The sequence below is a fragment of the Nitrosospira sp. Nsp18 genome, assembly GCF_900103145.1.
Classification (GTDB): domain Bacteria; phylum Pseudomonadota; class Gammaproteobacteria; order Burkholderiales; family Nitrosomonadaceae; genus Nitrosospira.
On record NZ_FMWY01000033.1, the window covers coordinates 1 to 12,249 of the forward strand.

10 protein-coding genes are annotated in these 12,249 nt (G+C 50.7%); 7 read left to right on the forward strand and 3 right to left on the reverse strand.

Features of this window, described 5'->3' with window-relative positions; all coding sequences use genetic code 11:
- The first annotated feature begins 335 nt into the window (after positions 1 to 335).
- Together BLS94_RS12670 and BLS94_RS12675 are read left to right on the forward strand one after the other, a co-directional pair.
- Complete coding sequence (locus BLS94_RS12670) at positions 336 to 1,358, forward strand: PAS domain-containing protein (protein WP_090961651.1); 1,023 nt, start codon at positions 336 to 338, stop codon at positions 1,356 to 1,358.
- Entirely contained in the window at positions 1,345 to 2,676 is a 1,332-nt protein-coding gene (locus BLS94_RS12675) for a putative bifunctional diguanylate cyclase/phosphodiesterase (protein ID WP_143021701.1), read from the forward strand. Before BLS94_RS12670 ends, BLS94_RS12675 begins: the two co-directional genes overlap by 14 nt.
- A 94-nt stretch (positions 2,677 to 2,770) precedes the next feature.
- Here the strand turns inward: BLS94_RS12675 and BLS94_RS12680 are convergent, their stop codons facing one another.
- Positions 2,771 to 3,571 (reverse strand): cytochrome c oxidase assembly protein, encoded by an 801-nt coding sequence (locus tag BLS94_RS12680; RefSeq protein ID WP_090961656.1) that lies wholly within the window; start codon positions 3,569 to 3,571, stop codon positions 2,771 to 2,773.
- Positions 3,572 to 3,709: 138 nt separating this feature from the next.
- Positions 3,710 to 4,336: an SCO family protein gene (locus BLS94_RS12685; protein ID WP_256325428.1), complete on the reverse strand. Its 627-nt coding sequence runs from the start codon at positions 4,334 to 4,336 to the stop codon at positions 3,710 to 3,712.
- A gap of 284 nt (positions 4,337 to 4,620) precedes the next feature.
- Between BLS94_RS12685 and BLS94_RS12690 the strand changes: the two genes are divergently transcribed.
- The 3 genes from BLS94_RS12690 (at position 4,621) to BLS94_RS12700 (ending at position 8,075) form a co-directional block, all read left to right on the forward strand.
- Positions 4,621 to 6,153 carry a 2-isopropylmalate synthase gene (locus BLS94_RS12690; protein ID WP_090961713.1) on the forward strand — a complete coding sequence of 511 codons (1,533 nt, stop codon included), beginning with the start codon at positions 4,621 to 4,623 and terminating at the stop codon, positions 6,151 to 6,153.
- 118 nt (positions 6,154 to 6,271) lie between these two features.
- A complete protein-coding gene (locus BLS94_RS12695; RefSeq protein ID WP_090961717.1) occupies positions 6,272 to 7,507 on the forward strand; it encodes a YihY family inner membrane protein in 1,236 nt (411 codons plus the stop codon).
- A 31-nt stretch (positions 7,508 to 7,538) separates the two neighbouring features.
- Positions 7,539 to 8,075 carry a TlpA family protein disulfide reductase gene (locus BLS94_RS12700; RefSeq protein WP_256325429.1) on the forward strand — a complete coding sequence of 179 codons (537 nt, stop codon included), beginning with the start codon at positions 7,539 to 7,541 and terminating at the stop codon, positions 8,073 to 8,075.
- 136 nt (positions 8,076 to 8,211) lie between these two features.
- On the opposite strand, the gene BLS94_RS12705 is transcribed toward BLS94_RS12700, so the two are convergent.
- Positions 8,212 to 9,921: a proline--tRNA ligase gene (locus tag BLS94_RS12705; RefSeq protein WP_090961662.1), complete on the reverse strand. Its 1,710-nt coding sequence runs from the start codon at positions 9,919 to 9,921 to the stop codon at positions 8,212 to 8,214.
- 448 nt (positions 9,922 to 10,369) lie between these two features.
- On the opposite strand from BLS94_RS12705, the gene BLS94_RS12715 reads away from it, so the two are divergent.
- Both BLS94_RS12715 and BLS94_RS12720 read left to right on the forward strand, forming a co-directional pair.
- Positions 10,370 to 10,942, forward strand: coding sequence for an RNA pyrophosphohydrolase (locus BLS94_RS12715; protein ID WP_256325430.1), 573 nt, complete (start codon positions 10,370 to 10,372; stop codon positions 10,940 to 10,942).
- 290 nt (positions 10,943 to 11,232) lie between these two features.
- The gene (locus tag BLS94_RS12720) at positions 11,233 to 12,228 is read left to right on the forward strand and encodes a cytochrome-c peroxidase (RefSeq protein WP_072766608.1); all 996 of its coding nucleotides are present in this window, start codon (positions 11,233 to 11,235) and stop codon (positions 12,226 to 12,228) included.
- Positions 12,229 to 12,249 lie beyond the last annotated feature (21 nt).

Consider the following 12,249-nt stretch of genomic DNA (forward strand, 5'->3'; position numbering starts at 1 on the left):
AAGCTGAGATAAACTATTATCAGCAACTGGCTGAAAAAACCACGCTAGAAGTTTAACTTAAACCAAACAGCCTCCATGAAACTCGGGGCGATTCAGATCTTATAGCTATCAAAGCTCGAGCATGTAATCGCACCTAGGTTGAGCTTTTTTTTGCCGCTATGTTACTTTGCCATGCAAACAAGCGGTAAGGAGCAATAAGCGTTTTTTTGCTTAAATTGGATTTGTTGGAGAGCGTCAAATGAGTATTTCATAGAGTACCTAGACTCTGTGCCTACCTAAATTCGAATCTTGAGCGCCTACATTCTGGCTCAAGAAGCCTTCTTAAGGAAAATCAAATGAGCAGTCAAATGGATGATCTTTTCGGTCATGACGGGTTTTACTATGGGCATGACCATCTTTGGGGGTCTGACGTTTGGCTGCACATTATCTCCAACGCGATTTCTGCTCTGGCATATTTTTCCATTGTTTTTTTGCTAGCTTGTTTCCTAAGACGCCGCCCTGATTTAGGATTCAAATCTGCGTTTATGATGTTCGGGCTATTTATTATGTTGGGTGGGGTTAGCCATTCAGCAAATATCGTAACGCTTTGGACGCCGACATATTGGCTGGGAAGCGTCATCAAGGTTTTAAGCGCCTTTACCTCACTTGCCACCGCGGTAATGTTATGGCCATTAATAATCAGGGCCCTAGCTCTTCCCAAGCCGAGCGAGCTGTTGAGGCATGCTTCGGAGATACAAACAGAACTCCGCGGTAATACTGCCGAGGGCAATGCAATAGAAATTGGGCTCCGTCTGAACATTAAGAACGGCAACGAAATACAAATTGGGCTCCGTCGGAACATTACGGAAGGCAACGAAACACAGATGGGGCTTCGGCGCGATATTACCGAGGGGGATGAAATACAGGCGGGACTCCGCCGGAACATTGCGGAAGGTAATGAAATACAGACAGGACTCCGTCGGAAAATTACTGCCGGCCAGTTTGCAGAAAAGGTGCTATTTGAAGAAAAGGAGCTCTTGCGCATTACATTAAACTGCATTGGGGACGCGGTTATAACAACGGACACTTCAGGCACAGTTACTTATCTAAACCCGGTCGCCGAATGCATGACCGGCTGGACTTCAGCAGAAGCTAATGGCCTTCCGCTGCGCGATGTTTTTCATATCATAGACGCATACACACGTGAACTCGCTCCGAGCCCGGTCGAGTTGGTTCTTCAGCAAGAGCAGTCTGTGCGTCTGGCAATTAATACGGTCCTGATACAACGCGGCGGCACGACTTATCCTATTGAAGACTCGGCGGCGCCGATACGGGACCAAAATGGAAGAATCGTAGGCACAATTCTTGTTGTTCCATGACGTAACGGAAGCGAAAGAAATGGCGGCCCAGGTAACTTATCAGGCGTCGCATGATGCGTTGACCGGCCTTCTTAACCGGCGCGAGTTTGAACGACGCGTGGAGCACGCATTGCTGACGGGCAAACAGGACTCTAAGCAGCATACGTTGCTGTATCTCGATCTTGATCAGTTCAAGATCGTGAACGATACCTCCGGCCACGTGGCTGGCGATGAATTATTGAGACAACTAACCGGCATACTGCAAGCCAAGCTCCGCAAAAGCGATACGCTGGCTCGTCTAGGTGGCGATGAGTTTGGCGTGTTGCTGGAATCTTGCCCCACGGAAGCTGCCTTTAGGGTGGCGGAGCTACTGCGAAAAACGGTGCGAGAATTTCGTTTTGTTTGGGAAGAGAAGATGTTCCAGCTCGGTTTAAGTGTCGGACTGGTTACTTTCAGCGACGGCAAAGAGACACTCGGGGATGTCCTACGTATGGCTGATGCGGCCTGCTATCTTGCCAAGGACAAGGGCCGCAATCGCGTGCAGATCTATTCACCGGAAGACACAGGACTCGCGCTACGTCATGGAGAAATGGGATGGGTAGTGCGGATTCAGAAAGCACTGGAAGAGAATCGTTTCGTCCTGTACTCGCAAAAAATATTGGGATTGAATAGTTTAGAGGATGGCGATCACTATGAACTACTACTTCGAATGCAAGGCGAGGACGGAACACTAATACCGCCGATGGCATTCATCCCGGCAGCGGAGCGCTACGGCTTGATGCCTCAACTCGATCGTTGGGTGGTCACTACCGCTTTTTCGCAATACGAGGGCCGGCATCCGCCGGGTACTTCTGTCGGCACATGCTCTATCAACCTTTCCGGCGCATCAGTCTGCGATGAAAATTTTTATGAATTCGTAATCGAGCAATTCGCCCTGTATAAGGTTCCGCCTGAGGGGATCTGTTTCGAAATCACGGAAACCTCGGCAATTGCAAATCTGACTCAAGCGGTTATTTTGATGGGAAAATTAAAAAAAATTGGCTGCCGGTTTTCCCTTGATGATTTTGGGAGCGGGATGTCTTCATTTACTTATCTCAAGCGTTTGCCAGTCGATTATTTAAAAATCGACGGCGGGTTCGTAAAGGGCATGGTGGATGATCCCATTGACAAGGCAATGGTCGAGGCAATCAATTCCATAGGGCATGTCATGCATATCAAAACGATCGCTGAATTTGTGGAGAACAGTGCAATTTTGGATCTGTTACGACGTATGGGCGTGGATTATGCCCAGGGATATGGAATCGAAAAGCCGCGTTTGAATTGTCTTTCAGAAACCTAATGGAAATTTGACGCTGGCTTTCCGACGGATTTGTTTTCCCCGCCTCGCTCGGATGGCAGGAACCACTGTTCTCATCTCATATCTTCTCGTGCCATCAGTGTTTTTGCTGCATCAATTCCCCGCGCACCACAATCAAAATACCAATCGCGCTCATCATCGCTCCATGAATCCATAGAATTATTCCGCCGATCTGCTGATCCGCTATCGCGTCCAATCCTCCAATCACGCGGCCGCAAATCGTGTATATCGGGTAGAGTTCGCTGGAAGCGAAGAATATCATTGCGCCTATCACGATTTGTGGCGGAATGACTGCGAGCATCATGGCAATCCGCGAACCCGGCGATAGCCGGACCGAAAATACGGGCCCACGATGGAGAACGATCCCCCAGAAGAATAAACCGTTTATAAACATGCTCCAGTTCATCAGGCGATACAAGCGCCAGTCGATCATTGCGGTAAAGTGGACGGAAGGCAATAACCAGAAACCGGTGAGCCCACAGAACAGGGTGACGGCTACAACGGGATTACATAAGGCAGACAAGAGATATTGAACCGGTTTCCACTCCGCGATGAGACGGCACGCTCGCTGCCCAGCCTCAGGCATGCCCGCCCGGAGCGTAGCCACGGGACAGCTCAGCACGATGAGAAATGGCCCAAGGTGATGCAATACAAGATGCTGAAGCCGATGAATGAAGAATTGATGTTCGGCGTAATAATCGAACTGCGTGTGAGAAACCAGATAGGTAAAGGCAAGTCCTGTCCAGAAATATAGTTTCTGTTGAAATCGTGGATTGCTTCTGGCGCCACCTCTCAAAAACAGCACCGCCACAACAACCGTAGCAATAAAAACGGGCGCTGACTCTTCCCAAGGTGTGAACCAATACAACAAGTCCATAACCGAAGAGGTTCCAAAGGTGGCGTTCGGCCCACTCTCGCAATAAAACCGAGCCTTATTCCAGCGTCAGTCTTATTTCAAGTCGGTGCAGTTATTTGGCGTTATCTGGTTTGGGGTTTTACCTATTTGGGTTTTTACCTAATGAGCAGTTTCAAGCAAGCGTCGCAGGTCTTGCACCAGGTGTTCGTCGGAATCGGCGGACGTAGCAAGCAAGCGCGCTCGACTCTGTGAATCAAAAATATACACCGCATCGCCATGATCGATACCGCCGGCTTCACCAATCTTTGAACGAGGACGATAAGCGGCTCGATATTGTTTCGTAAGACGTTCGATATCGCTTGTTGTCCCGGTGAGTCCGATTGCACGGTCAGGATCAAATTGGGTGACATAACGGTGGAGGACTTGCGGCGTATCGCGTCCTGGATCAAGTGTGACAAACAGGATGCGTACTCGGTTCGCATCGTTTCCCAACAACTCCATTACGCGCGCGAGGCGAGCCATAGAAACCGGACACTCGGCATCGCAATTTGTAAACCCGAAGTACATCAATAGTAAATGCCCTTCATAAGCCGTTGGCGTAACAAGCCTGCCGTTATCGGCAGTCAGGGAGAAACTCAGGTCCGGCAGATGGCCGGTCACCTCTTCCACATGCCAGGACTTCTGGGAAATGCATGCGCTCAAGGCGAATACGGCAAACGCTGTCATCAGGGCCAAAATAAACCGGGCTGATACGAAACATTCCATTTCGATTACACTCTTGTTCATCGATAATTTTTTCAGGAATTATTCGTGGTGGAGTTGGCGCGCCTCATTTAATATAGCATTCAATATCCTATTGCACGAACCGAGGAAACCCTTTATATTTCTTCCATGAAGCAAACAAACCACATTCCCCCGCTCCACCTTTTACACCGCCCGCAGCTTCTCGCACGACCGCTGCTGCGCCCCGCGCGCTAATATTATTCTTCCTCTCTAGTTTTTTATCCTGCGGAATCGGTTCCTGGATTCTGTATCGCACTTCAAGTATGCTTCCAGAAACGGAGAAGTCATTGAAAGATCATTTAATTATTTTTGACACCACGCTGCGTGATGGTGAGCAGAGTCCCGGTGCGTCCATGACCAGAGAGGAAAAGGTGCGTATCGCACGGCAACTGGAGCGCATGCGCGTGGACGTAATTGAAGCAGGCTTCCCGGCCGCGTCCAACGGTGACTTCGAGGCGGTGAAAGCGGTAGCGGATTCGATCAAGGACAGCATTGTTTGTGGCCTCGCCCGCGCGACTGAAGCCGATATCAACCGCGCTGGTGAAGCTTTGCGGGGTGCGAGTTCGGCACGTATTCATACTTTTATTGCCACCTCACCCATTCATATGGAGAAGAAATTGCGCATGTCTCCAGACCAAGTGGTGGAACAGGCCGTAAAAGCAGTGAAATGGGCACGTCAATATACGGATGATGTGGAATTCTCACCCGAAGATGCAGGCCGCTCGGACATCACATTCCTCTGCCGTATTCTGGAGGCCGTTATTAATGCGGGCGCCACCACCGTGAATATACCGGACACCGTTGGCTACACGATGCCGGAGCAATTTGGAAAGCTCATTCATACTCTGCGCGAGCGTATACCCAATTCCGATAAGGTGGTGTTTTCGGTGCATTGCCATAACGACCTCGGGTTGGCGGTAGCAAATTCCTTGTCGGCAGTTATGAATGGCGCGCGACAAGTTGAATGCACTATAAATGGCCTGGGTGAGCGTGCCGGCAACGCTGCGCTGGAGGAGATTGTGATGGCGGTACGGACTCGCCAGGATTTTTTCCCCTGCGATATACGCATAGATACGGTTCATATTGTACCAGCAAGCAAACTGGTATCAGGCATTACCGGTTTTCCGGTTCAGCCGAACAAGGCCATCGTCGGCGCCAACGCATTTGCTCATGAATCCGGCATACATCAGGATGGCGTGCTCAAGCATCGCGAAACGTACGAAATCATGCGGGCTGAGGATGTTGGCTGGGGCGCCAACAAATTGCTGCTCGGCAAACATTCCGGACGCAACGCATTTCGGCGCCGTTTGGCGGAGCTCGGAATCGAATTGGAATCAGAAGAGGTGCTCAACGCCACATTTATGCGTTTCAAGGAGTTAGCGGACAAGAAGCACGACATTTTTGACGAAGATCTGCATGCGCTGGTTTCGGACGATGCCATGGCCTTACATGAACACTATAAGCTTCTGTCGCTCACGGCTCATAGTGAAACGGGAGAAACGCCTCATGCGAGTATCGTGATTGCGGAAGAAGGCAGGGAATCACGCGCCGAGTCGGACGGAAGTGGGCCAGTCGACGCCACCTTCCGGGCGATTGAGAAAATCCTGTCCAGCGGCGCCGAGCTGCAGTTATTCTCTGTCAATGCCATAACAAGCGGTACCGATTCACAAGGGGAGGTCACGGTACGATTGCAGAAATCCGGCCGCATCGTCAATGGCAACGGCGCGGATACGGATATCGTCGTGGCTTCTGCCAAAGCCTATCTCAGCGCACTTAACAAACTTCACAGCAAGCTCGAGAGGGCTCACCCACAAGTGTAATCGAGTACTAAAAGGGCAGTATCATGGAACAGATGCAAGATTTGTTGTCTTGCCTCAAAAGCATGGGATGCAGGCCGAGCTTTTCTCTCCATCCTGTCAATCGGTCTCACGACTGCTCATGAAATCCTCGCGGTCGCTGGATTTTATACGCTATGTTCTTGTGCGCTTTTTTCAACATAACTGCACGCAGGTTGCCGCCAGCCTCACCTTTACGACACTGCTCTCATTGGTGCCGTTGATCGCTATTGCGCTGTCTGTCGTGGCGGCATTTCCTGCCTTTGGAGAAATGTCGGCTCAAATAAAGACATTTATCCTCACTACCATGATGCCGGAAGCGGCAAACAAGGTTATTGCAGTATATATGCAGCAGTTCGCCGATAATGCGGTAAAGCTTACCGCCATCGGCACCGCTTTTCTGGGCGTGACAGCGCTTGCCCTTATGTTGACGATTGATAAAGCGCTGAATGCCATCTGGCGCGTGACGCGGTTGCGTCCGCTTTTGCATCGACTGCTGATCTATTGGGCTGTGCTGACCATCGGTCCGTTATTGATAGGCGCAAGCTTGTCGCTTACTTCCTGGCTGATCAGGATATCCATGGGCCTGACTCAAAGTATTCCAGGCATTGATGTCGCGCTTCTGCAACTGGGACCGCTAATGCTGACAAGTATCGCATTTTCGGTTCCATATCTTATCGTGCCTAATCGTCAAATTTCGTGGCGCCATGCCGCAGCCGGCGGCTTGGCCGCAGCGGTGGGATTTGAGATAATGAAACAGGGATTCGCTTTTTACATTACCCAGTTTCCCACTTATCAGGCAGTATATGGGGCATTTGCCATTATACCCATATTTCTTATGTGGATATATCTCTCATGGCTGATGGTATTGCTCGGGGCTGTGATTGCCGCTTCGCTGTCAAGTTGGCGTTTCGGCGATTGGCGGCACGACCCGACAGCGCAGGGTAAGCAATTTTTGGACGCATTACGCCTGTTGAAGGTATTAGGTGAAGCGCTCGGGAAAGGCACAGTTGAAACCTATTCCAGTTTGCAACAACATCTAAAGCTGAGTCTGGAAGAAATGGAGCCGATACTGGCGCTGCTGAGTCAAGCGAATCTGGTTCAGCAGGTAAAAACAGGAGGGTGGGTTCAAATAATTGACCCCGGGCAAGTTACAGTGGCTGATATGTATCGCCTCTTTGCATTTCGCCCCGAGGCGCTGCGGTCGGCAGCGGCAGGTAGTGTAGAGCTGGAGCGTCTGCTGGAGAACATTACGACGGGTATGAACGAAAAAATGAATGTATCGCTAGCGCAACTTTTTGCGCCAAAACCCGATAATGAAGGGCATGTTTTCGCGTGAGTATTCCTTATAAAAACGGATTCGGCAAGAAATGATGCGCTGCCTTTCTCTCGCCTCGTACCTGGTGCTGTGCCTGTTGATTTCACTGCCGGTCAACGCGCAAGCGGTTAACGCCCAGACAACGGGCTTTACGTTCACGGATCATACCGGGAAAAAGCTCACGCTCTCCGACTATAAGGGCAAGTGGGTACTGATAAACTTCTGGGCGACGTGGTGTCCGCCGTGTCTGAAAGAAATTCCGGATCTCGTGTCGCTCTATGAGAGCCGAAAAAAAGATGTCATGATAATTGGCGTAGCAATGGATTATCGCGATCCGAAAACCGTGTTGAAATTCGTAAAATCCCTGTCCATTTCCTATCCAATCGTACTTGGCGATAGAAAAATTGCCGCGCAAATCGGTCCGGTGTCCATGCTGCCTACCACGTACTTGTTTAATCCGGATGGCAAGCCGGCAGCCTATAAGGTAGGGTTGATTTCCCGCGAAGACCTGGAAGAATTTATGCGGGAAGATTCCCGTGATTCAAAGGATGCGCGCTCTGGCAGGGTACCAAACCGAAAAGACAGGTAAATCACTACGCTTAATCCTCTTAATCCTTATGCTTGAGAGTCCTCCGCTTGCCACACCATCATTGCACCTGAATCAACGCCGGGATCGCAACTGAGTAACGGCAAGCGCAAGTGAAAGCGAGAAGGGAACGCTCGCATCACGCTCCACATATTTGTAATTTTAAAAAATCACTCACATCCGTCAGAGGGACAATCTGCGATTTTTCATCCCGCCGTCCTTGATACTCGATATTTCCCGCCTTCAGGCTCCGGTCGCCGATGACAACACGATGCGGTATGCCGATCAACTCCATGTCCGCAAACATTACTCCCGGCCGTTCATCACGGTCATCAAGCAAAACATCGATACCGGCGCCGAGTAGGTTGGCATACAACTTCTCTGTTTCGATCCCGACCTGTGCGTTTTTCTTTAAGCCAATAGGAATGATGACCACCTGGAAGGGTGCGATCGCTGCCGGAAAAATAATACCGCGCTCATCATGGCTCTGCTCGATGGCCGCCGCTACGATACGCGATACGCCTATTCCGTAGCACCCCATTTCCATGGGCCGGGCTTGCCCGGATTCATCAAGGTAGGTGGCTTTCATCGCTTCGGAATACTTGGTGTGTAATTTGAAAATGTGCCCCACCTCTATGCCACGGCAGATATCCAGCTTTCCCAGGCCATCCGGCGAAGGGTCGCCGGCAACTACGTTGCGGATGTCGAAAATATGGTCAGGCTCTTGCACATCCCGACCAAAATTAACATTAACCAGATGGTAGTCCTCTTCATTCGCCCCACAGACGAAATCGCTCATTGCAACTACCACACGGTCTGCGATAAGCGGAAGGCGCAGCCCGACCGGCCCTATATAACCGGGAAGACAACCGGTTTGCACGCGGATTTCTTCTTCGCTAGCCAACCTGAAATCGGAGAGGAAAGGAATTTTGCGGGCTTTAGTCTCATTGAGATGATGATCGCCGCGTAGCAACAATAGATACATTTTTCCATCCGCAACGACCGCCAGCGTTTTTACGGTCTGCTCGACAGGAACGCTCAGCGCTGCCGCGACCTCTTCGCAGGTTTTTTTTGACGTTGTTTCGACTTTACGCAGCAAGCCGTTCGCAGCCTCGCGGGACTTTACCGGCTGTAGCGACTCGGCCATTTCAATGTTGGCGGCGTAATCAGAATCGGGGCAAAAAGCGATGGCATCTTCGCCCGAGTCTGCCAAAACATGAAACTCATGCGAGCCACTTCCTCCTATCGGCCCGGTATCCGCCGTTACTGCGCGAAATCTCAATCCCAGGCGGGTAAATATGCGGCAATAGGCGTCATGCATTGCGCGATAGGTTTGCTCCAGGCTATCAATACCGGCGTGAAATGAATAAGCGTCTTTCATTACGAATTCGCGCGCGCGCATGACACCGAAGCGGGGCCGGATCTCGTCGCGAAATTTGGTCTGAACCTGGTAGAAAACGATGGGCAACTGGCGATAACTCTTGATTTCTCGCCGCGCTATGTCAGTAACAACTTCCTCGTGCGTGGGGCCAAAACAGAAGTCGCGCTGGTGCCTGTCCTTGATTTTCAACATTTGTGGACCGAATACATCCCAGCGACCGGTTTCTCGCCATAATTCAGCAGGTTGAACCGCCGGCATCAGAAGTTCCAGTGCGCCATTCGACTCCATCTCCTCCCGCACAATATTTTCAACCTTGCGCAATATTTTCAGGCCCAGCGGCATCCAGGTGTAAAGTCCGCTCCCGAGACGCTTGATGAGGCCGGCGCGCAGCATCAGCTTGTGGCTGACCAGCTCTGCTTCGGCAGGCGCTTCCTTAAGCGTGGAAATGAAAAAACTCGATAAGCGCATACGTGGTCCATCGTAACGATCAATATGCAATTCTACTCTGAAAAGCGCTAACGTATTTTATCCGATCAGCATGTAAGGGAATTTCATCGGGAAAATGGGAGCTATAATAAAAAGCCTGGCGCGATCATCTTCCTGAGATGAATTCCGGCCCTTGCTACGCCAACTGGTGACATACCTTGGGCTGCCTTTTATTAAACAGTGTGAATGCGCCGCCCGACATACCGTCACTTGTGAGTGACAAGCGCCTTTAAAATCCACCGGTGGAAACGGCGGTTTGAACGGATACTCGTCATCCTTGGCATTGGGATAACGCGTTAAATTGCCCACTACCGGTCCCGCATAGCTTATTTGTACCTTACTTGTTTTATTAAACTCTGCACGGCTTTCAATCTGGGACAAAGTGTGGAAAAATCGAATCCTATTGTAATAGATCAAACGGGTGAATCGCATGATCGACCGTAACGGATATCGCTCGAATGTCGGTATCATTTTACTGAACTCGAAAAACGAAGTATTTTGGGGTAAACGCATCAAGCAGGATTCCTGGCAATTTCCACAAGGGGGCATCAAACCGGGCGAGAGCCCGGAACAGGCAATGTATCGGGAATTGACGGAAGAAGTGGGTTTGCATCCTTGGCATGTGGAAATTATCGGCCGCACGCGGCACTGGTTGCGCTACGAGGTGCCCGATCAATGGATAAGACGCGATTGGCGGGGAAACTATAAAGGGCAAAAACAAATCTGGTATCTGTTGCGTCTCGTTGGACGTGATTGCGACGTATCGCTGCGCACGAGTGTCCGCCCTGAATTTGATGCGTGGCGATGGAACCAGTATTGGGTGGAACTGGAATCCGTGGTCGAATTCAAACGGCAAGTCTATCGCCAGGCTTTGACCGAATTGGCGCGCTTGCTTAACCGCCCTCTCCCGCCATTTGGTGGCGATAATAATAACGGTCGGTCCGGTTATGATGCCAGAGAACAGATTGCGTCCGCGCCTGCGAAACAGGGTGACCAACAATGACTAAACCAGGAACTGGAGTTTTTATCGCGCAGCGTGAAATAAGTTGCGCTGTCACGGTTTTTTCGGCACCTTTGCACCTCACCGGTTGGTGGATGAGCCGGACGTTCACTATTGCTCATGGTATTGCCGGAAGGCCTTGCTTTCCGGATACACCCCTTTTTTAAAGAGTATATTGTTGTGTCGGATATTTTTATTCTCGTCTTCGATCGGCAGATAAGCTTGCCCATGCTGCGATTTTATTAGGCGTAATCGGCTGCGCCATTACAGCCGCGTTTTTTAGGAGATTACCGATGATAATGCGGGCATTGATCATATCGCTGCTATCTGTTGGAACCATTGCCGCGCCCCCCGGGATGGCCGCTGATGAGCCCATCCAGCCGATTCAGGCCGCTGCGCCGAAGAATCAAAACATGGTAGAGCTGGGCAAGATGCTTTTTTTTGACCCACGTTTATCGAAGTCTGGATTCATTTCCTGTAACTCCTGCCACAACCTGAGCATGGGCGGCACGGACAATCTACCAACATCCATCGGCCACAACTGGCACGAAGGACCGATCAATTCACCGACGGTATTGAACTCGAGCATGAGTCTGGCGCAGTTTTGGGATGGCCGCGCCAAAACCTTGAAAGAACAGGCTGGAGGCCCCATTGCGAATCCCGGGGAAATGGGGTTCACCCACGAATTGGCGGTGGGTGTAGTACAGTCCATTCCCCAGTACCGGGCTCGCTTCAAAGAGGTGTTCGGTTCCGACAAAATTGACATTGGAATGGTGACTGATGCAATCGCCGCATTTGAAGAAACCCTGGTCACACCTGATTCTCGCTTCGATAAGTGGCTGAAGGGCGACAAGACCGCGCTCAATCAAAATGAACTGGAAGGATACAAGCTGTTCAAGGAGAGTGGATGTACCGGTTGTCACAACGGTCCTGCCGTGGGTGGGGCTTCCTATCAAAAAATGGGGGTGGTTGAACCTTATAAAACAAAGAGCAAGGCTGAAGGCCGGTTTGGCGTAACCGGCGCAGATGCTGACCGCATGATGTTCAAGGTGCCGACCTTGCGAAATGTGGAACTGACTTATCCCTATTTTCACGATGGCGCTGCTGCGACGCTGGAAGAAGCAGTAGATACCATGGGAAGACTGCAATTGGGCCGCAAATTCAGCAAGGACGAAAACGCAAAGATTGTGGCGTTCCTGAAGACACTGACCGGGAAGCAACCAGAATTCAAGCTACCGATCCTGCCTCCCTCAATCAACGAAACGCCAAAACCTAAACCATTTGGTTAATTACAGGATGTGTGATCTGGC

What these genes read in the sequence shown, in the direction of transcription:
- BLS94_RS12720 (WP_072766608.1), top strand. Translation starts at nt 11,233, where the DNA reads ATGATAATGCGGGCATTGATCATATCGCTGCTATCTGTTGGAACCATT.
- BLS94_RS12715 (WP_256325430.1), top strand. Translation starts at nt 10,370, where the DNA reads ATGATCGACCGTAACGGATATCGCTCGAATGTCGGTATCATTTTACTG.
- BLS94_RS12695 (WP_090961717.1), top strand. Translation starts at nt 6,272, where the DNA reads ATGAAATCCTCGCGGTCGCTGGATTTTATACGCTATGTTCTTGTGCGC.
- BLS94_RS12705 (WP_090961662.1), bottom strand. Translation starts at nt 9,921, where the DNA reads ATGCGCTTATCGAGTTTTTTCATTTCCACGCTTAAGGAAGCGCCTGCC.
- BLS94_RS12680 (WP_090961656.1), bottom strand. Translation starts at nt 3,571, where the DNA reads ATGGACTTGTTGTATTGGTTCACACCTTGGGAAGAGTCAGCGCCCGTT.
- BLS94_RS12670 (WP_090961651.1), top strand. Translation starts at nt 336, where the DNA reads ATGAGCAGTCAAATGGATGATCTTTTCGGTCATGACGGGTTTTACTAT.
- BLS94_RS12685 (WP_256325428.1), bottom strand. Translation starts at nt 4,336, where the DNA reads ATGAACAAGAGTGTAATCGAAATGGAATGTTTCGTATCAGCCCGGTTT.
- BLS94_RS12700 (WP_256325429.1), top strand. Translation starts at nt 7,539, where the DNA reads ATGATGCGCTGCCTTTCTCTCGCCTCGTACCTGGTGCTGTGCCTGTTG.